The 25983-nt window shown below is 57.1% G+C and carries 23 protein-coding genes; 15 read left to right on the plus strand and 8 right to left on the minus strand.

Annotated features, from left to right (window positions below; translation table 11 throughout):
• Window positions 1-35 precede the first annotated feature (35 nt).
• The 7 genes from SADFL11_RS17310 to SADFL11_RS17340 all read left to right on the plus strand — a co-directional run bounded on the left by SADFL11_RS17310 (window position 36) and on the right by SADFL11_RS17340 (window position 11525).
• Entirely contained in the window at window positions 36-1010 is a 975-nt protein-coding gene (locus SADFL11_RS17310; protein ID WP_040451209.1) for an ABC transporter permease, read from the plus strand.
• A 12-nt stretch (window positions 1011-1022) separates the two neighbouring features.
• Window positions 1023-1967: an ABC transporter permease gene (locus SADFL11_RS17315; RefSeq protein WP_040451208.1), complete on the plus strand. Its 945-nt coding sequence runs from the start codon at window positions 1023-1025 to the stop codon at window positions 1965-1967.
• Window positions 1968-1977: 10 nt separating this feature from the next.
• Window positions 1978-3699, plus strand: a complete 1722-nt coding sequence (locus tag SADFL11_RS17320; RefSeq protein ID WP_008194584.1) for an ABC transporter ATP-binding protein — start codon at window positions 1978-1980, stop codon at window positions 3697-3699.
• Between the two features lie 596 nt (window positions 3700-4295).
• A complete protein-coding gene (locus SADFL11_RS17325; RefSeq protein WP_008190873.1) occupies window positions 4296-5864 on the plus strand; it encodes an HAD family hydrolase in 1569 nt (522 codons plus the stop codon).
• Window positions 5865-5948: 84 nt separating this feature from the next.
• On the plus strand, window positions 5949-7745 hold the full coding sequence (locus SADFL11_RS17330) for an IlvD/Edd family dehydratase (protein WP_008196486.1): 1797 nt from the start codon (window positions 5949-5951) through the stop codon (window positions 7743-7745).
• A gap of 132 nt (window positions 7746-7877) precedes the next feature.
• Window positions 7878-10340, plus strand: a complete 2463-nt coding sequence (locus SADFL11_RS17335) for a hybrid sensor histidine kinase/response regulator (RefSeq protein WP_040451207.1) — start codon at window positions 7878-7880, stop codon at window positions 10338-10340.
• Between the two features lie 315 nt (window positions 10341-10655).
• A complete protein-coding gene (locus SADFL11_RS17340) occupies window positions 10656-11525 on the plus strand; it encodes a l-ornithine N(alpha)-acyltransferase (RefSeq protein WP_008193299.1) in 870 nt (289 codons plus the stop codon).
• 50 nt (window positions 11526-11575) lie between these two features.
• Here the strand turns inward: SADFL11_RS17340 and SADFL11_RS25485 are convergent, their stop codons facing one another.
• Window positions 11576-11980 carry a hypothetical protein gene (locus tag SADFL11_RS25485; RefSeq protein ID WP_209002641.1) on the minus strand — a complete coding sequence of 135 codons (405 nt, stop codon included), beginning with the start codon at window positions 11978-11980 and terminating at the stop codon, window positions 11576-11578.
• Between SADFL11_RS25485 and SADFL11_RS17345 the strand changes: the two genes are divergently transcribed.
• On the plus strand, window positions 11979-13937 hold the full coding sequence (locus SADFL11_RS17345; protein ID WP_208981527.1) for a transglycosylase domain-containing protein: 1959 nt from the start codon (window positions 11979-11981) through the stop codon (window positions 13935-13937). The two genes, SADFL11_RS25485 and SADFL11_RS17345, sit on opposite strands and share 2 nt — an antisense overlap.
• 40 nt (window positions 13938-13977) lie before the next feature.
• Here SADFL11_RS17345 and SADFL11_RS17350 read toward each other — a convergent pair whose 3' ends face one another.
• From SADFL11_RS17350 to rph, 6 genes are all read right to left on the minus strand, one after another.
• Window positions 13978-14709 carry a M48 family metallopeptidase gene (locus tag SADFL11_RS17350; protein WP_040452678.1) on the minus strand — a complete coding sequence of 244 codons (732 nt, stop codon included), beginning with the start codon at window positions 14707-14709 and terminating at the stop codon, window positions 13978-13980.
• Window positions 14710-14859: 150 nt separating this feature from the next.
• On the minus strand, window positions 14860-15285 hold the full coding sequence (locus tag SADFL11_RS17355) for a DUF2852 domain-containing protein (RefSeq protein WP_040452677.1): 426 nt from the start codon (window positions 15283-15285) through the stop codon (window positions 14860-14862).
• Between the two features lie 164 nt (window positions 15286-15449).
• The gene (gene phaZ / locus SADFL11_RS17360; RefSeq protein ID WP_050776171.1) at window positions 15450-16970 is read right to left on the minus strand and encodes a polyhydroxyalkanoate depolymerase; all 1521 of its coding nucleotides are present in this window, start codon (window positions 16968-16970) and stop codon (window positions 15450-15452) included.
• A gap of 309 nt (window positions 16971-17279) precedes the next feature.
• Complete coding sequence (hemW, locus tag SADFL11_RS17365) at window positions 17280-18449, minus strand: radical SAM family heme chaperone HemW (protein WP_040452675.1); 1170 nt, start codon at window positions 18447-18449, stop codon at window positions 17280-17282.
• A complete protein-coding gene (gene rdgB, locus SADFL11_RS17370) occupies window positions 18449-19087 on the minus strand; it encodes an RdgB/HAM1 family non-canonical purine NTP pyrophosphatase (protein ID WP_008195935.1) in 639 nt (212 codons plus the stop codon). Before rdgB ends, hemW begins: the two co-directional genes overlap by 1 nt.
• 12 nt (window positions 19088-19099) lie before the next feature.
• Window positions 19100-19813, minus strand: coding sequence for a ribonuclease PH (rph, locus tag SADFL11_RS17375; protein ID WP_040451206.1), 714 nt, complete (start codon window positions 19811-19813; stop codon window positions 19100-19102).
• 146 nt (window positions 19814-19959) lie between these two features.
• Between rph and hrcA the strand changes: the two genes are divergently transcribed.
• The 5 genes from hrcA (at window position 19960) to trpB (ending at window position 24185) form a co-directional block, all read left to right on the plus strand.
• The gene (hrcA, locus tag SADFL11_RS17380; protein ID WP_008196237.1) at window positions 19960-21054 is read left to right on the plus strand and encodes a heat-inducible transcriptional repressor HrcA; all 1095 of its coding nucleotides are present in this window, start codon (window positions 19960-19962) and stop codon (window positions 21052-21054) included.
• 65 nt (window positions 21055-21119) lie between these two features.
• Window positions 21120-21929: a HesA/MoeB/ThiF family protein gene (locus tag SADFL11_RS17385; protein ID WP_008193473.1), complete on the plus strand. Its 810-nt coding sequence runs from the start codon at window positions 21120-21122 to the stop codon at window positions 21927-21929.
• Between the two features lie 83 nt (window positions 21930-22012).
• Window positions 22013-22243: a DUF2798 domain-containing protein gene (locus SADFL11_RS17390; RefSeq protein WP_008190207.1), complete on the plus strand. Its 231-nt coding sequence runs from the start codon at window positions 22013-22015 to the stop codon at window positions 22241-22243.
• A 57-nt stretch (window positions 22244-22300) separates the two neighbouring features.
• Window positions 22301-22966: a phosphoribosylanthranilate isomerase gene (locus SADFL11_RS17395; protein ID WP_008196416.1), complete on the plus strand. Its 666-nt coding sequence runs from the start codon at window positions 22301-22303 to the stop codon at window positions 22964-22966.
• A gap of 13 nt (window positions 22967-22979) precedes the next feature.
• Entirely contained in the window at window positions 22980-24185 is a 1206-nt protein-coding gene (trpB, locus tag SADFL11_RS17400) for a tryptophan synthase subunit beta (RefSeq protein WP_040452673.1), read from the plus strand.
• A gap of 52 nt (window positions 24186-24237) precedes the next feature.
• Here trpB and SADFL11_RS17405 read toward each other — a convergent pair whose 3' ends face one another.
• Entirely contained in the window at window positions 24238-24459 is a 222-nt protein-coding gene (locus SADFL11_RS17405) for a hypothetical protein (RefSeq protein ID WP_040451205.1), read from the minus strand.
• A 247-nt stretch (window positions 24460-24706) separates the two neighbouring features.
• Between SADFL11_RS17405 and SADFL11_RS25320 the strand changes: the two genes are divergently transcribed.
• Both SADFL11_RS25320 and trpA read left to right on the plus strand, forming a co-directional pair.
• The gene (locus tag SADFL11_RS25320) at window positions 24707-24877 is read left to right on the plus strand and encodes a hypothetical protein (protein ID WP_008193839.1); all 171 of its coding nucleotides are present in this window, start codon (window positions 24707-24709) and stop codon (window positions 24875-24877) included.
• Between the two features lie 161 nt (window positions 24878-25038).
• The gene (gene trpA / locus SADFL11_RS17410) at window positions 25039-25872 is read left to right on the plus strand and encodes a tryptophan synthase subunit alpha (RefSeq protein WP_008193976.1); all 834 of its coding nucleotides are present in this window, start codon (window positions 25039-25041) and stop codon (window positions 25870-25872) included.
• The last annotated feature ends 111 nt before the right edge of the window (window positions 25873-25983 follow it).

Consider the following 25983-nt stretch of genomic DNA (forward strand, 5'->3'; position numbering starts at 1 on the left):
GGGGCGCCTTTTCTTGAAAACGTAAAAGAGCCGAAATGATAGGTTTTGCAACACGTCGTTTGCTTCAAGCGATGATTGTCATGTTGGTGGTGGCGCTTCTTGCCTTCACCATGTTCCGTTTCGTCGGAGATCCGATCAACCAGATGGTCGGTATCGAGACATCCATTGAAGAACGTGAAGCACTGCGCGAGCGTTTGGGTCTGAACGACCCGATCCCGGTCCAGTTCGCCCGATTCATCGGCAATGCTGTGCAGTTCGACTTCGGCACATCCTATCAGTTCAAGCAGCCGGTTTCCGAGCTGTTTGCCAAACGTATTCCGGCAACGCTTGAGCTCAGTTTCGCATCCTTCATGTTTGCGCTGGTTGTCGGCATTCCTATGGGCATCTACGCCGGTCTCAACCGCGAATCGGCAATCTCAAAACTGTTTCTATCCGTATCGTTGATCGGCATATCGTTGCCCACCTTCTTCATCGGGATCTTGTTGATCTTCCTGTTCTCGGTCACTCTGCAATGGCTGCCAAGCTTCGGCCGCGGTGATGTCGTGCAAGTTGGCTCCTGGTGGACCACCGGCTTCCTCACCGTCTCAGGCCTGAAAGCACTGATCCTGCCGGCGGTCACACTCGGCATGTACCAGATGACCCTCATCATGCGGTTGATCCGGGCGGAAATGCTGGAAGTCATCCGGACCGATTACATCAAGTTCGCTCGCGCCCGCGGCTTGCCGGACCGGCTGGTCCACTTCCGTCACGCGCTGAAGAACACCATGGTTCCCGTGATTACGATCACCGGTCTTCAGCTCGGGTCCATCATCGCATTTGCCACCATTACGGAGACCGTCTTCCAGTGGCCTGGTATGGGTTTGATGTTCCTGCAGGCGGTTCAGAACGTCGATATTCCGATCATGTCGGCCTATCTGCTGCTGACTGCTTTCCTGTTCGTCGCGATCAATTTCATCGTCGACATTCTCTATTTCTTCATCGATCCGCGTCTGCGGGTCGGACGGCCATAAGGAGACTTGACCATGGCTGATGTCTCCACACCGAATAGCGAGCCGAAAGGCCGCCTCGCACGCATCATCGACAGCGACCTGTTCCACTCCTTCCTACGCTCGAAGGTCACCGTGGTTGCCGCTGTGATGACACTGATCCTGTTTCTGGTCGCATTCCTTGCGCCCTGGGTCGCGCCCCACAATCCGTTTGATCTGGCCACGATTTCCATTCTGGACGCCCGCGTTCCACCGGTCTGGATGGAGTTTGCTGATCCCCGCTTCCTGCTCGGCACCGATGATCAGGGCCGGGATCTGTTGTCCGGGATCTTCTACGGCATGCGGATTTCGCTCATTGTCGGTTTCTGTTCGGTCATCTCTGCTGCCATCATCGGCATCACTGCAGGCCTCGTCGCCGGTTATATGGGCGGACGTGTCGATGCGATCATCATGCGGATCGCCGATGTCCAGTTGACTTTCCCGGCCATCTTGATCGCGCTTCTGATTGACGGTGTCGCAGCCGGCATCTTCGGCGGGATCGACCGCGAGATCTTCGCCTTCTACATCCTGATCGTAGCGCTCGCGCTGTCGTTCTGGGTTCAGTACGCCCGGACGGTTCGCGGGTCCACGATGGTGGAAAAGAACAAGGAATATGTTCAGGCAGCCCGCGTGATCGGCATTCCCTCGGTCATCATCATGGTGCGCCACATCCTGCCGAACGTGATGGGTCCGGTTCTGGTTATTGCGACCATCAACCTGGCGCTGGCGATCGTGACAGAATCCAGCCTATCGTTCCTCGGCGTCGGCATGCCGCCTACCCAGCCGTCCCTCGGCACACTGATCGCGATCGGCAACGACTTCCTCTATTCCGGGGAATGGTGGATCGCGATTTTCCCGGGCATTGCGCTTGCTCTGCTGGTTTTGAACGTCAACTTGTTGGGCGACTGGCTGCGTGACGCCCTCAACCCGAAACTGCGCTGAGGTGCCTCCCGTGAACGTCCTAGATATCAAAGACCTTCGGGTCGAGTTCCCAGGCCGCAAATCGGTTTTTGTTGCGGTTGAAGGGGTGAGCTTGAAAGTGGATGCCGGCAAGATCCTCGGTGTTGTCGGGGAATCAGGCGCTGGCAAGTCCACTGTCGGCAACGCCGTGATCGGACTTCTGCAGGAGCCCGGTCACATTGCCGGCGGCGAAGTTTATCTGCACGGTCAGCGGATCGACGAGTTGCCCTACAAGAAGATGCGTCAGCTGCGGGGCCGCAAGATCGGCATGATCTTCCAGGATCCGCTGACCTCATTGGATCCTTTGCAAACGGTTGAATCCCAGCTCGTTGAGACAATCCGCACGCACCTGCCGCTTTCTGGAAAGGAAGCACAGCAGCGGGCGATAGAATTGATCGATGCGGTCGGCATTCCCAATCCGGCTGAGCGGATCAAACAGTATCCGCACCAGTTCTCAGGCGGCATGCGCCAGCGCGTTGTGATCGCGCTCGCACTTTGCGCCGAGCCGGAGCTGGTGATTGCCGATGAGCCAACCACGGCGCTAGATGTGTCCATTCAGGCGCAAATCCTGGAGCTGATGAAAAAGCTCTGTGAAGAGCGGAACGTTGCAATGCTCGTGATCACTCACGACATGGGCGTGATCGCAGACATTACCGACCATGTTGCGGTGATGTATCACGGTGAGCTGGTGGAGTACGGGGAAACCACTCAGGTCCTCGGCGCTCCAAAGCACCCTTATACACAGAGCCTGATTTCCGCCGTTCCCCGGCCGGATATCAAGGTCGAGCGTTTCCCGGTGGTCAACTACATCGAGAAGGCCGGCACGCCGCAAAAACATATCGACATCTCCACCCACTGGCTCGGCAAGTCCCGGGACTATGAAAAGGTGACAGGACCTCTGGTCCAGATCCGCGATCTGGAGATGCGCTTTGAGACCAAAGGATCAATTTTCCCGTCGAAGCGGGAATACTTCCATGCGGTCAAAAAGGTCAGTTTCAATATTCACGAAGGCGAGACCTTCGGTGTGGTCGGTGAGAGTGGCTCGGGGAAATCCACCATCGCACGCGTGATTACCGGGCTTTACCACCCGAGCGGCGGGTCAATCCTCTTCGGCAAGACGGAACTGACATCACTGAAGAACCAGAAAGAAATTCTGGCGATGCGCCGGCAGATGCAGATGATCTTCCAGGATCCCTATTCGTCGCTCAATGCGCGGATGCGGGTTAAGGACATCATCGCCGAGCCGATCAAGTTCCACAAACTGGCCTCCAGCAATTCCGAAGTCCGCCAAATCGTAGATGATCTTCTGGATCACGTCGGTTTGGGAGCGGCCGCAGGCCAGAAATTCCCGCATGAGTTTTCTGGTGGTCAGCGCCAGCGGATCTCAATCGCACGGGCCCTCGCGACCCGTCCGCGTTTCTTGATTTGCGATGAACCGACGTCCGCGTTGGACGTGTCGATCCAGGCACAGATTCTCAATCTTCTGAAGGATCTTCAGGAAGAGCTCGGTCTGACAATGATGTTCATCAGTCACGACCTCGCAGTGATCCGCCAGATGTGTAACCGGATCGGCGTCATGCGCAACGGTGAGCTTTGCGAAGTCGCGGACTGCGATCAGCTGTTTGAGAACCCGCAGCACGAATATACGCAGCAGCTTCTCAATCTGATGCCGTCGATGGAACTGCTGTCCCGAGCCAATCTGGAAACAGCCTGATACCTCAACGATTTGCACTGTCCCGCCTTTTGCGGGGCAGTGTCTTTTTTCAGCTAACTGACTGTTTATGAGTCTTTTTTGAGATTCGCCTGAGTCGTCTACTTGACTCTGCAGACACCCCTGATTCCCGCTTTGCCGCCCAGCGATAGTCACAGTGGACTCCGGACCCGGCAATTCTTGCCGCCCCTGATATTAAGAATCTTCTATTTAGTGTATTTGGGGATACTCAATTCCCAATTAATCGTACTTCAAATCTTTGAGAGATTGCCTCAGCGTATTTTTTTGAATTCCAACCACATATTTTCAAGTATTTTTCAATTTTGAATTTAATTATAAGGACTTTATATTTTCCGTTCTAAATTTTTTCTATTTTTAATTTCCATATGGATTCACATGACCACTTTTTACTTTCCCCTTCGACATTACATTTCAACCCAATCGACCAAATCATTGGTATTCCTGCCAGGGAGCAAAGCTCTCCCCCGTCAGAGCTATCTGACCTCCAGATTGAAGCGCGGACCACCTGTACTGCATTTTCAAACCGAAGCGACACCCGGCGTCACGCGACCGGGAAAGCACAGGGAACGGGGATCATCATGCAACAGGCCGCAAAAAAGCCGGCTCTTTCACTGGAAGTCATCAGCAGGACGACATTGATCGCAATCGCATCAATTCTTCTCGCCGTAGCATCAGCGCATTCAGGCACAGAACCAAACACAGTGTCCGTCATCAGCCTCTGCGCCATGTCGGTTCTGTTCTCAGCCACCAGTCTGGCTTTCTGTCCCGAAGCTGCCGCGGGCCGCAGCTTGAACTATGCAACAGCGCTCGTTTGTGGAGGCCTGCTAATTGCAGATCCTTTCCTCCCATTCATTTTAGCCGGCGGCATCAACCCCCATGCCCCTGCGCTTTCCGCCGGAGTTATGATGATTCTGCGCGCCTTCGCTGTTTGGATCCTGCCACCGCGGGGCGAACGTACAGGCCTCAAAGAAGCTTTTGCGTCCAGCCAGCTCAGCCTTCTATGCGGCGTTCTTTGGCTTGGCGTGAATCCCGATAAAGCGCCGATTGCAACAGTTGTCTGCCTGGTGCTCTCCTGGCCCTATCTTGTTGATGGCATCAACGCCTTTGCAGACAAAGTCTATCTGGAAGCGGCCAAGGCCGCTGGGGTTCGGAGCCTTGGGAGTGCAGCGTTCAACAAGGTCGCATCAGCCCGCGATATCGTCATCGACAAGGCCGCAGTCATGTCCGGGCCGAACCTGGTGGTGACCAATGTCATGGCTTTCAACAATGAACCCAAAACACTGCTTGCCGTTGCCGCATCGGCTGAAAGCAGGAGCAATCATCCAGTCGCAGAAGCATTGCGCCAACTGGCGGTGCAATGGCGTGTCGACATCAAGCGGCCCGATCGCTTTGACCAAGCCCCCGGACTGGGCGCAGTCGCTTTGCTCGGCGGGCAAAGTGTAGTGATCGGCACGGCCAACCTTATGCAGAAGCACAAGATCGATAGCTTCACCGCCGACGCCATCGCCCGTTCGCTAGAAGCAGACGGCAAAACGGTTCTCAGGGTTGCTGTTGGTGGCCGTGTTGTTGGTGTCCTCGGCCTTGAAGGCACCTTGCGACAGGATGCAGGTGTTGCTGCCTTTGCGCTGCGCGCGGAAGGCCTCGTACCCTGGCTTTATAGCGGGGACAGTGAAAAGACACGCGAAGCCCTTGCCAACATGCTGGGCCTGGAACCGGTTGCAGATCCGCGTCCCGGCGAAAGCGCAGCGGAAGCGGCACACCGCTCTTTAGGCGATCAACATCCTTTGGTGCTGACCTTGTCGCAGGACCGGACATCTTTAGAGTTGAGATCCGTCCATGAGACCGCAGAAGATAACAGCGCGCCGCAAACGACGATCCTGGCTGTGAGCAACACCGAAGACATCGGGGCTTTCCCCGCACTGAAAGACCTTGCCATGCGACGCACGGCGCTCGCCGCCCACGCGCAGCGGTTTTTGTCGGGCCTGTCGATCTTGTGCGGGGTTTGCGGTGGTTCGCTGCTGCTCCCCATGTCGGCGGCCCCAGTTCTATTCCTTGTCAGCCTCATCGTCCTCTGGACTTTCGCGCGCTACTCGGTTGCGGACCGCAAACAGGAAACAAACGCAGGGAGCCTGATCGCGGCGGGTTGATCTAATGCGCTTTACAAGCCTGTTCGAGCGGGTATTTATCGGCTCACACCCTCTGCCGTGAGGGGAACAGAGGGTAAGGCGCCGATGACACATACCAAGACACCGAATTTCCGTTCTGCCGCTTGGTTCAACAACCCAGACAACCCGGGGATGACGGCGCTTTACATCGAACGCTATCTGAATTTCGGGATTACCCGCGAAGAACTACAGTCCGGAAAACCGATCATCGGTATCGCCCAGACAGGGTCGGATCTCTCACCGTGCAACCGCCACCACCTTGAGCTTGCCAAGCGTGTGCGCGAAGGCATTCGGGACGCTGGCGGGATCGCATTTGAATTCCCTGTCCATCCGATTCAGGAAACCGGACGGCGGCCAACAGCAACGCTCGACCGAAACCTTGCCTATCTCGGCCTCGTTGAATTGCTGCATGGATACCCGCTTGATGGGGTGGTTCTAACCATCGGCTGTGACAAGACAACACCGGCCTGTCTGATGGCCGCCGCAACGGTCAACATTCCGGCAATCGCCTTGTCTGTTGGTCCCATGCTCAACGGCTGGCACAAGGGTGAGCGCACAGGCTCGGGCACCATCGTCTGGAAAGCCCGGCAAATGCTGGCCGCGGGCGACATCGACTATGAAGGCTTCATGGATCTTGTCGCCTCATCCGCCCCCTCTGTTGGCTATTGCAACACGATGGGCACGGCAACGACCATGAATTCCCTCGCCGAAGCCCTTGGAATGCAGCTCCCGGGCGCGGCTGCCATTCCGGCGCCTTACCGGGAACGCGGCGCCATTTCCTATGAAACTGGCCGCCGAATCGTGGAAATGGCTTATGAGGATCTGAAACCGTCCGACATCATGACCCGGCAAGCCTTCGAAAACGCCATCGTCGTGAATTCGGCAATTGGCGGGTCTACAAACGCTCCAATCCATTTGAACGGCATCGCCCGGCATCTTGGGATCGAGCTCACGAATGACGATTGGCAGAAGATTGGTCATGACGTGCCGCTTCTGGTCAATCTTCAGCCTGCCGGCGCCTATTTGGGTGAAGATTACTTCCACGCGGGCGGTGTCCCGGCTGTTGTTGCCGAGCTACTCCGCCATCAACAGCTTCCGCACCCGGACACGCTGACCGCAAACGGGAAAACGATTGAGGCAAACTGCGCTGGCGTTGTCACAGATCTGCCCGATGTCATCAAACCGTTCGACGCGCCGATGTTGGAAAAGGCCGGATTCTTGAACTTGAAGGGCAACCTCTTCGACAGCGCGATCATGAAAACCAGTGTCATCTCTGATGAGTTCCGCAACCGCTATCTCTCAAATTCGAACGACCCGGACGCGTTTGAAGGCCGCGCGATCGTTTTCGAGGGACCGGAGGATTACCACCACCGGATTGACGATCCAGACCTGAAGATCGACGAAAACTGCATGCTGTTCGTTCGCGGAACAGGTCCAATCGGTTATCCGGGCGGGGCTGAGGTGGTGAACATGCAGCCACCTGCAGCCCTTATCAAACAGGGGATCACGGCCCTGCCATGCATCGGCGACGGCCGTCAGTCCGGAACATCAGGTTCTCCCTCGATCCTGAATGCAGCTCCCGAGGCCGCTGCAATGGGCGGATTGGCGTTGTTGCAAACCGGGGATCGTGTTCGGATCGATCTGAGAGCAGGATCAGCCAACATTCTCATATCGGATGAAGAACTGGTGCAGCGCCGCGCGCTGCTTGAAGAAAGCGGCGGGTTCGAAGTCGCAGAAAGCCAGACGCCCTGGCAGGAAATCCAGCGCAGCATGGTGGCCCAGTTCGACAAGGGCATGGTTTTGGAACCGGCTGTCAAATATCGGGACGTCGCGCACAAAGGTTTGCCACGGGACAATCACTAAGCGAAAAAGATATTGGTGAGTGCTGAAAACTCCCGAGGAAACTTACATCCTCGGAAAAACTGCCAATGAAACGATTTTTCAAAGATTCCCGCGCACTATGACCAGAACAGGGTCTTGTAGCGAGTAGGTTTCTTGGGCAGTCACACCAGCAAAACAGCATCGTCCACCGAGATGGACGCTACTCTGGATAAAGAGCAGCGCGCCACCGATCCGTCTGCTGATGAGCAGGTCACCATCGCTGCAAATACCAGCGGCATCGACCTCGACGGTGCCGTGGTGGACACCCGCGCCAAGCGGCCCAGCCGTACAGTTTTCGACTTCGATGATATTCCAGAAGTTGGCCCGGGCCGCCGCGCCACAGATATGCCGGTGGATGCGCCTGCAAAAGCACTTCAGAACCTTGCAACTGTTGGACTGGTGATCGCTTTGGCGACCGCCCTTTATGTCGTCGCCGGGGAAGGCATCAACCGCTTCTTCGGGGTCGGACTGGCATTCTTCGCAGGCGGATTGGCGGTTTGGCGGTTGTTTGCCGATGACATGCAGCGGTCTATCCAGTCCCTGCAACATAAGGACGAGAAAATCCGACGTCTCATGGCCCGCTGCGAGGAATTGGAAGACCAGGCCTGGGAGCTCGGTGAGTCCGACGAACGGCACGCCAGTATTCTTGGAACGCTCGGCGATGTGGTCATCCGGCGCGACCAAGCCGGCATGATAACCTATGCGAATTCCGCTGCGGACGATGTCTTTGGGAAAGATCATGAGCTGCAGCCTGGGCGGCTGATGCAGTTGCCGATCGCCAACAAGGTTGCGGGTGAGATATTCGATCTGGATGCGCCGGCAGAAAATAACGGCGGCATTGGTTTTGGGGACCTTAGGCTGCGCACCGCTCAAGGCGAACGCTGGTTTTCGCGGATCGATATTCCGGTCCGGGACACTGCAACCGACCGGCAGTTGGTCCAGACGGTCTTGCGCGATGTCACCGAGCGGCGCTTGATCGAAGAAGAGCTGCTCGCGGCCCGTCACTCTGCTGAAACCTCCAACGAAGCCAAATCCCGGTTTCTTGCGACAGTAAGCCATGAAATCCGCACGCCGCTGAATGGCGTTTTGGGCATGGCAGCGCTTTTGCGGGATACACGCCTGACCAAAGAACAGAGCGCCTATATCAAGGCACTGGAAACCTCCGGCGAAACCTTACTGCTTTTAATCGACGAAGTGCTCGATTTTTCAAAGGTTGAGGCCGGAAAGCTCGATATTCACGCCGCCCCGATCAAGGTTGGTGCATTGGCCGAAAGCGTGGTCGAACTGCTGGCGCCAAAAGCCCATGCGAAGCACCTCGAAATTGGCACGTTGATCGATTCCCGCCTGCCGGAACACGTGACGCTTGACGCAACCCGCGTGCGGCAGATCCTCTTCAATCTCATCGGAAACGGCGTGAAGTTCACCGATGATGGGGGTGTTGCCGTCGAGCTCCACGGCCGTCCGAACCTTGAAGGTGGCAGCTTCCTCGATCTGGTTGTGCGGGACACCGGCATCGGTTTTGCCGCCGACGAGGCGGAACGCCTGTTCCAGGAGTTTGAACAGGTCGATCATGGACCAGCCCGAAAGTTTGGCGGCACTGGCCTTGGCCTCGCCATCGCGCAGCGACTGGCACATCTCATGGGCGGCGGCATCAGTGCCCGCCCAGCTTCAGAAGGTGGTGCACTTTTTGAAGTTTCCCTGCCAATCCCGGAAGACCTGACCGAAACCACAGACCCGCGCCTGGAAAAGTTTTCCGGCAAGAAGATCGTTTTTGTCACCTCCAGCCGGATCGAGTGCCCCCTGATTGCCAAAAAGCTCGAGCAGTACGATGCGCAGGTTTCGGTTCTGGAACCAGGCAGCGACGGTCTGGATGAGGCGCTGATGACAGCAGAATTGCTTGTCGTGGACAATTCGGCGCTCTCCGACAGCGCCGGCTGGTTGGCTTCGGCACATTTGAGCGGATGCAAGGCACCGGCGGTCGTCTTGATCTCACCGCCGGAGCGTGACCGCCTGGAGCATTTGCGGGAAGCAGGCTACGCAGCTTATCTGATCCGTCCCGTGCGCATTGACACGCTTGTTCAGGTGTTCTCGGGCCTTTTAGACGCCGAGACCTCGGACCATGCCTGGGAAGTCAGTGCAGAACCTGTTCAAAACAGTTTCCTGTCCAATCGGGCCGCTGTGCCGGGCCGGCCGCTGAAATTGCTTGTCGCAGAGGACAATGACATCAACCGCCTGCTCAGCGAGGCCATGTTGCGTAAACTCGGCCACGTCCCGGTGTTAGTCGTGGACGGCGAAAAAGCTGTTGCAGAAGCGGCAAGCGGGACATTCGATGCAATTCTTATGGACCTCCACATGCCGGGTCTTGACGGGATCAGCGCCGTCAAGCAAATCCGTCGCGACGAGCGTGTTAGTGGGCGCCCTGAAGTGCCGGTTCTTATTGTCACGGCTGACGTGATGCAGGAAGCCCGAGATCAGGCTGCCGACGTTGGGGCCGCTGGCTATCTTACGAAACCACTGTCCGTAGACGACATTTCAGATGCTCTTGCGGAAATTGGACGGATGAAAGCTGCTGGCTGACCGGCCGGCTCCCGACAACGGTTCACGACCGGCAGATTTCCCAATAACCATCTTGTAATATAAGCTGGCCTTGAAAGACGCCGGGCTCAACCCAATGTCATGCAGATGTCGGAAAAGTATGGTCTACGGCTTTGTCAATCCAGAGCCAACCTAGATTCGCAATCTGAGCCGGCATAGGAAGACTGGCGGAGATCCAAGCGGTCAATGCAATGATCCGGCCCGGTTTTCGATAAGAAACAGACGAAGGGTGGACCGTCCATGATGCGCCAGAACCTATTTTCGCCTAGAAAACTGGTGCGGAAATTTACGCCTGCGATGCGCCCGCTGCCAGCTGTGCCGTACGGAGCCGTTCAGATGCCGGTCAAAACCGGCGAAACCCTTGGACGTATCGGATCCCTCGAAGTGCGCATGGCGCGCAATTTCAAGGAAGTGAAAAAAGCCCAGCGCCTTCGTTATGAAGTGTTTTATGAAGAAATGTCCGCGGTCGCCGACGCACAGACTTTGGCGACACGGCGCGACGCCGATCCATTCGATGCCTATTGCGATCATCTTCTGGTCGTAGATCACGCCTCTCTCAAGCGAAACAAGCTCGGCCGTTTGAAGCCCGAAATCGTCGGCACCTACCGTGTTTTGCGCCAGGATGTTGCTGACCGGCATGGCGGATTCTACACATCCGCAGAATACGACATCCAGTCATTGATCGATGCCAATCCTGGCAAGCGGTTCATGGAACTCGGCCGGTCCTGCGTTCTGAAACCTTACCGGAACAAGAAAACCATCGAGCTGCTCTGGCACGGTCTTTGGTCTTACATTTTGCGGCACAAGATCGACGTCATGCTGGGCTGTGCGTCCATTGAAGGGACCAACCCCGACGCCATGGCGGACCAGCTGGGTTTTCTGCACCACAATTCACTCGCGCCGGAAGAGTGGCGGGTTCGCGCTATCGAGAACCGTTTCGTGGACATGAACCGGCGGCCCGCTGCCGACATCAATCAGAAAGAAGCCTTGCGGGCGCTGCCTCCGCTCATCAAGGGGTATCTCCGTCTGGGGGCCTTTGTCGGCGAGGGTGCGGTGATTGACCATCAGTTCGGGACGACCGACGTTTTGATTGTGATGCCGGTTTCGGAACTGAATACGCGGTATGTGAACTACTATGGCGCCGACGCGAGCCGCTACGCCAGCTAATCGGCCGTTTCCGCTCGAAACTCCATTCTGAACACCAATTTCCGGAAGGCTTAACGCCCCCTTAAATCGCCGCATTCTAGAATCATGACCGGGGAAAGCCGGAGTTTCCGGCAACTTGGTATGGGACGGAAATTGATGGCGCCACGGGCGAAACGCCAGGCACGGGTTGAGCCGACTTTCGGCCCATCCAGCAGCAGTCTGCTGGACCTGCGACTGCGCCCGGATGACCGTCCGAGCCGCCCAGCGGGCAAGAAACGCGCGAAGGCGAAGACCACATCCAAATCGAAGCCCAAGTCCAAATCCGGCAGCACCCCGAAGTCAAAGAAACCTTCATCCGCCAAATCGACCTCACAGCGCGGCAGTGCGAAATCGAGATCCGGAAACTCAAGAGGCAGAGGTGGCCGGTCCGGCGCCAAGCGCCGCAGCCAGAAAAGAAAAGCGCGTTCGTCGTTCATGCCCGCTCTGGGCAGACTCTTGAAACGCGGACTGTACTGGAGCGCTGTCCTTGGAATTTGGGCCGGCATCGCCGTCGTTTGTATTGTTGGCTACTATGCCGCCTATCTTCCACCAACATCCGAATGGCAGGTTCCCGCACGGCCGCCCAACGTGAAAATCGTTGCCGCCAACGGCCAGCTGATCGCAAACAGAGGCGATACAGGCGGCGAAGCCGTCCGTCTCGAACAGTTGCCGCCTTATTTGCCTAACGCGGTGATCGCGATTGAGGATCGCCGCTACCGATCCCATTTTGGCATCGATCCGATCGGCCTTGGCCGGGCCTTTGTCACAAACATCACGACAGGCCGGCTCGTGCAGGGCGGTTCGACGTTGACACAGCAGCTCGCAAAGAACCTGTTTCTGGAACCAGACCGCACCATCAAGCGGAAAATTCAGGAGCTGGTCCTCGCATTCTGGCTGGAAGCAGAATACTCCAAGGACGAGATTCTGGAGATGTATCTGAACCGGGTCTATCTTGGCTCAGGCGCTTACGGCGTTGATGCTGCCGCGCGGCGCTATTTCGGCAAGTCCGCCCGGTTGATGACAATTGCAGAATCGGCAACAATCGCCGGACTCTTAAAGGCGCCCTCCCGTTTCTCTCCAGCCGTAAACCCGGATCTTGCCGAAAACCGGGCACAACTCGTGCTCGCTGCCATGCACGAAGAGGGATACATCACCTCAGATGAGGCCAAAAATGCTTTGGCCGCCCCGGCCAAGGTCGTCCGCCGCTACACAACCGCCAGCGAAAATTATGCTGCTGATTGGGTAATGGACGTCCTGCCGCATTTCGTCGGTTCCATAGACAGCGACATCATCGTTGACACGACGATCGACCCGGACATCCAGCAAGCTGCAGAAGCCGCACTTCGCGCCGCCATCTCGGAAAACCGGCAAGCTTTGGGCGTGTCGCAGGGCGCGATTGTGACGATGGATACGGCCGGCGCGGTCAAGGCAATGGTTGGCGGTGCCGATTACTCCAAGAGCCAGTTCAACCGGGCGGTCTATGCAAAACGCCAGCCAGGCTCTGCGTTCAAGCCGTTTGTCTACTTGGCGGCTCTTGAAAACGGCATGACGCCGCAAACCGTCCGCCAGGATCAGCCGATCACAATTGGTGGCTGGTCGCCGAAAAACTATACGAAACAATATTATGGCCCTGTGACACTAACACGTGCACTGAGCCTGTCCCTCAACACGGTGGCCGCCCGGCTTGCTTATGAGGTCGGTGCGGGCAATGTTGCGTCGACTGCACGGCGCCTCGGCATCACATCGGATCTGAAAACAAACCTGTCTCTTTCGCTCGGCACGTCCGAAGTCACGCCCCTTGAAATAGCCGCCGCTTATGTCCCGTTTTCCAACGGTGGTTACGGGGTTCTGCCGCATATTATCCGGCGAATCAAAACCGTGGACGGCAAGACGATCTACTCTCGAACCGGCGACGGCCGGGGCCGCGTGGTTGACCGGCGCGATGTCGGCAACATGAACTTGATGATGTCGGAAACGCTTCTGACCGGAACCGGCCGGAAGGCCCGGCTGGAAGACGGCCGGCCGGCCGGCGGCAAGACCGGCACCAGTCAGGCGTTCCGTGATGCCTGGTTCATTGGCTACACGGGCAACATGACGACCGCCGTCTGGTTCGGCAACGACGACAATTCCCCAACCAAGAAGGCGTCAGGGGGCAAGATTGCTGCCGAAGTCTGGAAATCGGTGATGGATTCCGCACACAAAAGCCGCCCTGTGGCAGATCTGCCAGGCGTTCCAAGCCTGCCTGCGACTGTTTCTGCCCCCAAACGGCCAGTGGCTCCGCCATCCAGCGCCGGACCTGACAGCGGCCCTGTTCCACCGGCAGGTGTTGGCGATACAGGTGAACGGAAAGGACCACTCAACCTGTTGCGCAACCTCTTTGGCGGCGGTGGTTAGATTAGCGGATATTCTCCTGAACGCACGATGGTCCAGTGGCTCATCCGTAACCGTGCAGCCGGATCCCGTGTTCTTTGAGCCAGACGCGGGCTTCGGGTGTCTGCGGGGCAAGCTCTTCGCACAAGCGCCAAAACCGGTCCGAGTGGTTCATTTCCTTCAAATGCGCCACCTCATGGGCCGCCACGTAATCCAGAATATCCGGTGGTGCCAGGATAAGGCGCCAGGAGAAGGACAATCGGCCGTTGGACGCGCACGAGCCCCAGCGGCTTTTTGTGTCGCGAACACTGATCGCGGCGATCTTCTTGCCGATCTTTGCCGCGTGATCTTCGGCGCGTTGCGTCAAATCGGCCTTCGCCTGACCCTTCAACCAGGTGGTCACCTTCCTCGGCGCGTGCTCCTCAGTACCGGGCACGAGCAGAGCCGGGGTCCCGCACACAGCCTGTCCCGTCGAGACCAGGCCACGAAGTTGACCCGTCGGGACGATCAAATGCTCTTTACCCCGCAGCGGCACGAGGTCGCCGGGACGCAGCGCAACGTGGTCCGGTCGGCCTTCAAGCCGTTCAAGGAGCCAACCGATGTGCTGGCGGGCAAACCGCTCGGCCTTTTGTATATCACCACCTTTCGGCACCGTCAGAACCGGTCCGGAATGGTCCGCCGGCAAGCGTAAGAGATAGCGCTGCGCTCTTGGATTTGCGCGTAAGCGAATGCGCACCGGCGCGTCACCAGTGTCTATTTCGATGTGGTCCGGCAGTGCCGGTTTTCGGGCGCGCAATTTGGATCCCAAGGTTTTCAGTCGAATCATTGTGGGTGGATATTAAGCGAGAAAGCAGGTGGTTTAAACGGACGAAAGCGGCGCTTTTCAGGGCGCCGCTCTCGGTCTGACCGCCCGGGGATAAGGCGGCTCTGGGAGGAGGTATCAGACTTAGGCCGGGTTTGCTTCCGGCCCGGTGTTCGGACGGCCGCGGTTGGCCATGAAGCGATCGAACTCTTCCTGATCGCGCGCTCGGCGCAACTCAGTCAGGAACTCATCGAATTCATTACGCATGGCATCGATCTTCGCCCGTTCTTCTTCAAGGCGTTTCAGTTCACGCTCGCGATACTCATCGAACGCAACATTGCCTGTCCGGCTGTAAGAAGGCTTGTTCATGTTTTCAAATGCTCCTTTCAGCGGACTTCCACGCCATTGATCCCGCGCGTCGCGCGCCATTCCCTCAAATCTGTCGCCCCACAAAATGTAGGCCAACATGGCGAGGCCCAGCGGCCAGAACACCACGAACCCAAGCACCATCAGACCAATGGTGATCGGCGTCCAGGCAGGTTTAATCATGCAGCTTTTGGTCGTCGTCATTGTCCTATCCATTAAAGACATCCACGACCTTGAGGTGGGGATTGACGCAGCGCGCTTCAAGGATTTGTGATCCGGATTCAGGCGTTCCCGCACGCCAAACAAGAAAATCCCCACCGTTTCCGGCGGGGATTTCAATCTCGAAAAAATCAGCGCGGATTATTGCGTCAGCTCACCGTTTCAGACAGTTGACGCGCCTGCTCGATCCAATTGTCACGCGCCATACGGCCACGGAAATCCAGTTTGGAATCAAGCGCTTCAATCTGCTCATCAGTCAGCGAAGCGATCTGCCAGTAATGGAAGATGCCTGCCTCGTTGAGCGCTGCTTGCAGTTTGGGGCCGACACCGCTGATCGCGGTCAAATCGTCGGCGACACCTTTCGGCTTGGCCAACAGGATTTTTTCCAGCGGTGCCTTGGATGATGCGGCCGCAGACGCGGCTTTGGCAGGTGCAGCAGCCGGTTTTGACGCCGCAGGCGCCGATTTCTTGCCGCGCATATCTGCCCGGTTCGAACGGATGAAATCCATCACACGCGGTGCGATTTCTGCCCGCCAACGGGATCCGTTGAAGACACCGTAGTGGCCGACATTCGGCTGCTCGTAGTGCGCCTTCATGTCGTCTGCGAGATTGGTGCAGAGCGCATGCGCGGCTTTCGTCTGACCCCGGCCTGTGATGTCGTCCTTCTCACCTTCGACTGTGAGGAGAGCCGTGCGCGTAATCTTGGTGCAATCCACCAGGCGCCCATTGTGCATCATCGTGCCTTGGGGCAGCGAATGGTCGATGAAGACCGTTTCGACCGTTTGAAGGTAGAACTCCGCCGTCAAATCCATGACTGCGAGATATTCGTCATAGAACTCGCGGTGTTTTTCCGCGCTGTCGCCGTCGCCTTCCACCAGATGCTGGAAGAAGTCCTTATGCGCAGTCACATGGCGGTCGAGGTTCATGCTCATGAAACCGGACAACTGCAGGAAGCCCGGATAGACATCGCGCATAAAGCCCGGATGCGGGAAGGGCACCTTCATGATGACGTTGTTCTTGAACCAGTCGATCCCCTTGGAAACTGCGAGGTCATTCACGGCGGTCGGCGCAACGCGGGTGTCGATCGGTCCACCCATCAAGGTCATTGTGGACGGCACATATGGATCGTCCCGGTCTTCCATCACGGCAACTGCGGCCAGCACCGGAACCGAGGGTTGGCAAACGCCGAGCACATGAGCATCCGGGCCGAGGAAGTGCAGCATCGAAATGATGTAATCGATGTAGTCGTCCAAATCGAACTTGCCGTCCTGGATCGGAACCATCCGCGCGTCGATCCAGTCCGTGATGTAAACATCAGCGTTCGGCAACAACGCTTCGACAGTGCCACGGAGCAGTGTCGCGTAGTGCCCGGACATCGGCGAAACGATGAGTATTTTCGGATCGTTGCGCTGTGTGGTGACGCCGCGCTCAAAGCGGATCAAATCACAGAACGGCCGGCTCCATACAGCAGTTTCCCGCACAGGAACCCGGACACCGCCGACAACCGTGTCGTCAATGCCGAACTCCGGTTTGCCGTAGCGCCGTGTCGTGCGTTCCAGGACCTCACAGCTGGCGGCGATTTGCCGGCCCATGCTGGTGTGGGTCATCGGGTTCAGAGGATTTTGAAAATACAGTTTAGTCATGTCAGCCATTGCGCGCAGAGGCGCCATAGCCGCATGGTTCAGCTCGTAAAGATGATAAAAAGGCAAAGGGGCATCTCCTTTGTTCAGGTAGTTGCTACCCGCCGTTTTTATGAACTCAGAATACATGACGGTTGTTCCTGCACCACCTGTTGCATTGCAGCAGGATAGCCACGCCACTTGGCCCCGGCAATACTGGTAATTGGTAGGGACCCGGTCATTCTAGACCTTTTTTCGGCGTACGAATTATTTTGCCGCCAAAGCAGTTACCCGGTGATTAAGAAAGTTAGCTATTTAAATCAAAGTGATAAATGTATTAAAGCGCTCGAGAAAATCAGATCAAGCGGCCAAATCCGCGACCACGGCGTCCAGAACAAAAAATCCTTCCCGCGTCGCACGAACCCGGTTTTCCCCGAGTTCTTCCACCATTCCGTGTTCCAAAAGGTCGTTTAACCGCTTGGGATCGACGGATCGATGCGCAAACGCCTCATAGCGTTTTAGATCAATCCCTTCGGTCAACCGCAGTCCCATCAGCAGGAATTCGTCACCCTGCTCTTCTTCATTCAGGCCTGAGAACTCGATCATGCCGTGGCCGTTCTGCTCAACAGCCTCCAGCCAGGTTTCAGGGTGGCGCTCTACAGACGTCGCCATCCGGTTCACTCCGACGGATAAACGGCCATGGGCACCGGGACCAACGCCCACATAATCACCATAGCGCCAATAAACCAGATTATGACGGCACTCGGCGCCAGGCTTGGCGTGGTTGGACACCTCATAGGCCGGCAAGCCTTCAGCTTCCGTAACCTTTTGCGTCAACTCATAAAACTCTGCACCCAAGTCCTGATCCGGCATGGTCAGCTTGCCACCGTGATAGAGCGTATAGAAGGGTGTGCCTTCCTCAATCGTCAGCTGGTAGAGCGACAGGTGATCAGCCGCGAGCGCAATGGCGTCCTTCAGCTCGGCTTCCCACTGCGCCAAGGTCTGATTGGGCCGGGCATAGATCAGATCAAAGGACAAGCGCGGGAAAGTCGCCCGGGCCGTTTCGATTGCCCGGCGGGCCGTCGCAGCATCGTGTAGCCGGCCGAGCAGTTTCAAATCGGCGTCATGAAGAGACTGCACCCCCAAAGACACCCGGTTCACACCGGCTGCCCGGTAGCCTTTGAACCGCTCTGCTTCGACCGAGGTCGGATTGGCTTCCAGAGAGATTTCTACATTCGAGTCCATTGACCAGCGGTCTGAAATTGCTGTCAGAACCCGCTCGACCGTCGCCGGTTCCATCAGAGACGGGGTCCCGCCGCCCAAAAATACCGACTGGACCACCTTGCCTTGTGTCATCTCGGCAAAATGGTTCAATTCACGCTCGAAGGCCGCAGCAAAGCGGGCTTGATCGACTTGCTGGTGGCGCACGTGCGAATTGAAATCACAATACGGGCACTTGGCCGCACAAAACGGCCAATGCACATAAATGCCAAATCCCGCATCGGACGCCTGGGTCAGTGCCACGTCGATTATCCCTTCAAGCAAGCTTTTGCGAAGAGCTCGAAGGCGCGCGAGCGGTGCGACAAGGCAGGTGTATCCGGACCCCAGCCGTGTTTTTCATCGGACGTCATTTCGCCAAAGGTGCGCTCATGTCCGTCCGGCTGAAACACCGGATCGTAGCCAAAGCCTTGAGTGCCGCGCGGAGGCCAGACGATTTGGCCATCCACCTCGCCACGGAAGAACTCCTTGTGCCCATCCGGCCAGGCCAGACACAACACCGCGACAAACGAGCCGCGGCGGCGCTCCGGTGTCATTGCCCCGGCCGACTGGAGTTTTTCTTCCACAGTGCGCATCGCCATGGCGAAGTCTTTGTCAGGTCCCGCCCAGCGCGCGGAATAAATACCGGGATCACCGTTCAGCTCGGCAACACAGAAGCCACTGTCATCGGCCAAGGCCGGCAGATTGGCGGCCGTTGCGGACGCCACAGCCTTGATTTCGGCATTCGCTTCAAACGTTGTTCCGGTCTCTTCCGGCTCAGGAAGACCCAGATCCCCGGCAGAGACCACCTCAAACCCATAGGACTGCAGGAGCTCATTGATCTCACGCAGCTTGCCCTTGTTGTGGCTGGCAACAACCAGTTTTCCCGGTTCCAGTTTGCGGTGGCTCATTGTGGTCCGCCTTTACAGGATTGCCATTTTCTGAAGGTCGACCAAGCGTTTGATCCCTGCCTTTGCAAGGTTCATCAGCTGACCGAACTCATCTTCAGAGAACGGCTTGCCTTCTGCCGTGCCCTGAATCTCGACGATGCCGCCAGATCCGGTCATGACGAAGTTTGCATCGGTCTCGGCTGTGCTGTCTTCATCGTAGTCCAGATCAAGGACCGGTGTGCTTTCGTAAATTCCGCAGGAAATCGCGGCAATGTGATCTGTCAGGACATCCCCGGACACCATGTCCCGGGCTTTCATCCACTCAACACAGTCGCGCAAAGCCACCCAGGCTCCGGTGATTGCAGCGGTTCGCGTACCGCCATCAGCCTGGATCACGTCGCAATCGACTGAAATCTGGACTTCGCCCAGCGCCTGCAGATCCACCACGGCACGCAGGGAGCGGCCAATGAGGCGCTGGATTTCCTGAGTGCGGCCGGACTGTTTGCCAGCGCTCGCCTCACGGCGCATCCGGCTGCCGGTGGCACGTGGCAGCATGCCGTATTCGGCGGTGACCCAGCCCTTGTTCTGGCCGCGCAGCCACGGCGGGACACGCTCTTCCAGGCTTGCCGTGCACAGGACATGCGTATCGCCAAACTTCACCAGGCACGAGCCCTCGGCATGTTTGGATACGCCACGCTCCAGCGTGACAGCACGAAGTTCATCGGCAGCGCGTTTTGACGGACGCATGGCTCTCCCTTTCAACCCGTTATCAAGGCAAAACTCAAAGGTTCGCCTCGTTTGTTCACGGCCTTTTAGACCCCATTTCCCGGCGCCGTAAAGGCCAAGCTTCACCATTGGACCGTTTTGCGCCTATATCTTGAAGATATGAGCGTTTGATCAACGCGTTTTTGGTGACCGTGACGGAGACAAACACCTTGAGCCTCAGCGACCTCGACAGAAGATCCCGGGAAATCTTCCGCTCGATCGTGGAATCCTATCTTGATACCGGAGAGCCTGTCGGCTCGCGCAACATTTCGCGCAACCCCAACATTTCTCTATCGCCAGCCTCGATCCGCAATGTGATGTCGGATCTGGAGCACATGGGCCTCCTGCATTCGCCGCATACCAGCGCCGGACGCCTTCCAACAGAAATAGGCCTAAGGTTTTTTGTCGACGCGCTTCTTGAGGTCGGCGATCTGACCCAGGACGAACGCCGCCAGATAGATATTCAGGTCAAGGCTTCCCAACAGGCCAATTCGGCGGAACAAGTCCTGACAGAGGCGAGCCAATTGCTGTCAGGCCTTTCGATGGGTGCCGGAGTTGTGCTGACGCACAAGTCCGACATGCGGCTGAAGCACATTGAGTTTGTCCGCATTGAACCGCTGAAGGCCCTCGCCATTCTGGTTGGAGAAGATGGATCGGTCGAAAACCGGGTCGTCGAGCTGCCACCTGATCTACCATCCTCCGCGCTCGTCGAGGCCTCGAACTATCTAAACTCGATGATTCAAGGGCGCACGATCAGCGAGATCCGGGCTGAGCTTGAAAAAGTGCGCGCGGCGGATCAGGCCGAGCTGAATCAACTCAGTCAAAAAGTCATTGATGCCGGCCTCGCCGTCTGGACCGGGGAAGACGGTGTCGCAGACCCCGGTACGCTGATTGTCCGCGGCCGGTCCAATCTGTTATCCGACCTGGATGCGGCCGAGGATCTGGAGCGGATCAAGCTTTTGTTCGACGATCTCGAGAACAAGAAGGATCTCATTCAGCTCCTAGGACTTGCCGAAAAAGGGGAAGGTGTCCGGATATTTATCGGATCGGAGAACAATCTCTTTTCCTTGTCCGGATCCTCCCTGGTGGTCTCGCCCTACCGGGACAGCAATCAGCGGATCGTCGGCGCGCTTGGCGTTATCGGGCCGACCCGATTGAACTATTCGAGAGTCATTCCAATGGTCGACTACACAGCGCGGCTTGTCAGCCGAATTCTAGGCTAGCGCTTGATCGAAACCATTATTTGCCCCCATCTAAGCAAAGAATTCGAAGGACAGGCCTCCTCAATATGCAGTCATTGTCGCCCGCTGAACTGGAACGCTACGCCCGCCATATTGTCCTTCAGGACATCGGCGGGGCCGGTCAGCAGAAACTGAAAGCCGCGAAGGTTCTGGTGATTGGCGCCGGCGGGCTGGGCGCGCCAGTCTTGCAGTATCTTGCCGCCGCCGGGGTCGGGACGCTTGGCATCGTGGATGACGACGCCGTCTCTCTGTCCAATCTGCAGCGGCAGGTGATCCACGATACCAACCAACTGGGCGAGCCGAAGGTTGCGAGCGCAGCAGAAGCGATTGCAAGGCTCAATCCGAATGTCGAGGTGAAACCGTTTCCGTTCCGGATCACAGGCCAAAACGCTTTGCAACTGATTTCCGCCTTTGATCTGGTGGTCGATGGATCAGACAACTTCGACACGCGCTATTTGGTGTCGGACGCCTGTTTTTTTGCCAAGAAACCGCTGGTCACCGCGGCTGTTGGCCAGTTTGATGGCTCCATCACCACCTTGCGGCCTTTCGAGAACGGAGAAGATGGCGCTGCCAATCCGACCTATCGCTGCCTCTTCCCTCAAAAGCCCCGGGCCGGATTGTTGCCGACTTGCGAACAGGCTGGTGTTCTTGGTGCACTGACAGGAATTCTCGGCACCATGCAGGCCATGGAAGTGTTGAAGGAACTCACCGGTACAGGCGAGGGGCTCACTGGCCGGCTGATGATGTTTGATGCGAAGGCCTTCCGGATGGAAACCATCCGCTACAAACGCTCGCCCAAAAACCCGCTCAATGGCGACAATCCGAAAGCCTGGGCCGAACTGCTGGAAGAGGGATAAATCCACCTGCCGTCCACTTGATCAGCGCCGATCAGACCCTTTCACGCTTAGCAAGCATCCTAACCAACAATCCGGACCTACCCATGCATCCAAAATTCGCTCCTTACCTTTTCGGCGCCATGCTGTCCGGGTCCATGTCGTTTCTTGTGTCCGGCATTGCGACATTCAGAGCGGTCGGCCCACATGCAGAATTTTTCAGTTTCTGGATTGAGTCCTGGCTGTTTGCCTGGGCGGTCGCGTTTCCCGCTGTCCTCGTTCTAGCGCCGATCGTGCGCGAAATTGTCGCGAAACTGGTAAAACAACCCGAAGAATGAACGGGGAAGCGATCCTCCTTTTGACAAACCCTTCCGCAGCGGCGATACCTCGAACCCATGTCGGATATCAAAGTAAAAATCTGCGGTCTGTCGACCGAAGACACCATGCAAGCAGCCCTTGATGCGGGTGCAGATATGGTTGGGCTGGTGTTCTTTCCCAAGAGCCCACGGCACGTAAACCTGTCTGATGCCTGCAAGCTGGCGGATATGGCGCGCGGCAAAGCCGACATCGTCGCCCTGACAGTCAATATGGATCTGGACGGATTGTCGCGGATCAACGAGCTGGTCGGGCCGGACTATTTCCAGTTTCACGGCAGCGAAGCCCCGGAATCCCTGGCGGCCGCCAAGGTGATGCATGGCAAGAAGATCATGAAAGCGATCTCCGTTTCCGATAAATCGGATCTGGAACAGGCGCTTTACTACTCTATTGTAGCTGATCGGATCCTTTTCGACGCCAAACCGCCTGCAGGGTCAGACATCCCGGGCGGCAATGGTGTTTCGTTTGACTGGGCACTTTTGGAAGATCTTGACCTGAAGAAGCCGTTCATGCTTTCGGGTGGATTGAATATGGACAACGTTGCCGAGGCAATCCGCCTGAGCGGAGCCAAGGAAATCGACCTGTCGTCCGGAGTAGAGCGCGAACGCGGCGTAAAGGATCCGGCATTGATCCGATCCTTCCTGGCGAAGGTAAAGAACACTCAGGCGGAAGCGGTTAAGGAGTAAACGCGTGAACGACATGGCGAACAGCATCCGGACTGGTCCGGACGATCGCGGGCATTTCGGCATCTTTGGTGGCCGATATGTCGCCGAGACCCTGATGCCGCTAATCCTGGATCTGGAAGCGCACTACAAGGCTGCCAAGAACGATCCGGACTTTTTGGCCGAAGTCAAAAACCTCAACACCCATTACACCGGCAGACCTTCGCCTCTGTATTTTGCAGAGCGGCTGACCGAGGAACTGGGCGGCGCGAAGATCTATTTCAAGCGGGATGAGCTGAACCACACCGGGTCTCACAAGATCAACAACTGCCTAGGCCAGATCCTGCTTGCCAAGCGCATGGGCAAGACCCGGATCATCGCAGAAACCGGCGCCGGGCAGCATGGCGTTGCCACAGCAACCGTTTGCGCGCGTTTTGGCCTGCCCTGTGTGGTTTACATGGGTGCGACCGACGTTGAGCGGCAAAAGCCGAACGTGTTCCGGATGAAGCTCCTGGGCGCGGAGATCGTCCCGGTCACCGCCGGCGCCGGTACGCTTAAAGACGCCATGAACGAGGCGCTCCGCGACTGGGTCACCAACGTTGACGATACCTATTACCTGATCGGGACCGCGGCTGGTCCGCACCCGTATCCGGAGTTGGTGCGCGACTTCCAGTCGGTGATCGGAAAGGAACTGCGCGAACAGATACTCGAAGCCGAAGGCCGTCTTCCGGACGTCCTCGTGGCAGCCGTTGGCGGCGGTTCCAATGCGATCGGCCTGTTCCATCCTTTCCTGGACGACAAGGACGTGAAAATCGTTGGCGTTGAAGCTGGCGGCCGTGGCCTGACCGGTGAAGAGCACTGCGCTTCGTTGAACGCCGGTAAGCCGGGCGTTCTTCATGGCAATCGCACGTATCTGATGCAGGATGACGACGGCCAGATCCTGGAGGGCCACTCGATTTCCGCTGGTCTCGACTATCCCGGGATCGGCCCGGAGCACTCCTGGCTGAAAGAAATCGGCCGCGCCGAATACATTCCGATCATGGATGATGAAGCCTTGGCCGCCTTCCAGATGCTGACCCGTGTCGAAGGCATCATCCCGGCGCTGGAACCCGCTCATGCCTTGGCACAGGTTGCAAAGATGGCTCCGCAGATGGACAAGGATCAGATCATTGTCATGAACCTTTGCGGCCGCGGCGACAAGGATGTATTCGCAGTCGGCGAGATGCTTGGCTTCGATCTTTAAGCTGCAACGAAAACAACAAAAAAGAAGCCGCACACCCTATGGTGCGCGGCTTTTATTTTGCGGGCGTTTCTGCGTCGAAAATCACTTCCAGCAGCAATTGTTGTCCACGCGAGTCCAGACGCTTGGCCTGGCGTACCAAACCGGGATCGGCAGCCGCCAGACGGGCCGACATCTTTGGTATCTGCGCAGGCGCATGGCCGCTGAGGTCGCGCATACGCCGCATGAGTTTCTCATGAAACGGCATTGGATCCGGCTCAAAGAGGGAGTGGGCCATTTTCGGCTCCTTTTGTTCTTGGCTATAGCAGGAACATAGGTGCACCAGGTGCACATTTCCAGTTCGAAAATTTGACGATGGGCTGACTTGCATCCAATGCATACCGGCCTGGGCCAGAAAGGGTTGACTGCCCAGGTCCGCCAATTCGGTAATGCTGCAATGCAAAACCGACGCTACTCACATCCATGCAATTGTTTACATTAGAGGAAACAAACCCAGCTTCTCGAAGACCTCAAAGGATGTTCCGATGGCTTTTCGTTCCGTTTCCAATTTCTTCGACCAAATCGGTCAAGCGCAACGCATGAGCGCCGACTACAATCGCATGCGCCAAATGTCGCCTGAGAGCCTGTCCCGGATGGGTGTTGAGCGCAACGACATCGCAAACCACCTCTACAACAAGTACTTCGGCGGCCGCTAAGCGCGCCAAATTGTCCTCATATGGCGCATCAAAGACCGTCAAGGCCCTTAGGAGGCCGCAAACAGCCGTTCTTTGATTGACATCCCCTTGCCCGCTCCCCTACATCGCTCTGATGATTGGCAGGCGGTGACAGCCTGCATCTGTGGCAAGAGGACAGCTGAATGACGGAAACGCGTATCGATCGACGGTTCAAGGTATGTGCCGACGCAGGCCGGCCGGCTCTGGTCACGTTCATAACCGCGGGCGATCCCGATCTCGAAACGTCACAAGCCATTCTCAATGCCCTTCCGGCAGCCGGAGCCGATGTGATCGAACTCGGCATGCCGTTTTCCGATCCGATGGCAGAAGGTATACCGATTCAACTTGCCAACCAGCGTGCACTTGCCGCCGGTCACACCATGGACAACACCTTGGACATGGTGCGGACTTTCCGTAAGCAAGATCAGGATACGCCGATCATCCTGATGGGCTACTTCAACCCGATCTATGTACGCGATCCGAAGAAATTCGTTCACGTCGCCAAGGAAGCCGGCGTAGACGGTTTCATCATCGTTGATGTACCGGCAGAAGCCGACGATGAGTTTTGCATACCGGCCCTGGAAGCCGGTTTGAACTTCATTCGCCTGGCCACCCCCACGACCGATGACAAACGCCTTCCGGCAGTTCTGGCCAACACCTCCGGTTTCGTCTATTACGTTTCCGTGACCGGTATTACCGGTGCGCAGATTGCCGATACGGGCCGTGTGACAGCGGCAGTCAACCGCATCAAGGGTCATACCGATCTGCCGGTTGCCGTCGGTTTTGGCGTTAAAACGGCCGATCAGGCTGCCGTCATCGGCAAGGACGCTGACGGTGTGGTTGTCGGTTCGGTTCTGGTGAATGCGGTCAAGGACAGCTTGGATGCTGACGGCAAGGCGACAGACAAAACCGTGCAAGCCGTTGCCGACGTGGTCGCAGATCTTGCGTCAGGTTGCGCGCGGGCCCGGGCTGCTTAAGGCACGATCAGCGGCTGTTTAGGCGAACCGCTTGAACAGCTAAAAGCTGATCGGTTTTATGGTGGTCGAGTATCTTGTCTGCATTCACCTGAATGCCGGATGCTCTAGGCC

The organism is Roseibium alexandrii DFL-11, assembly GCF_000158095.2.
Taxonomy (GTDB): domain Bacteria; phylum Pseudomonadota; class Alphaproteobacteria; order Rhizobiales; family Stappiaceae; genus Roseibium; species Roseibium alexandrii.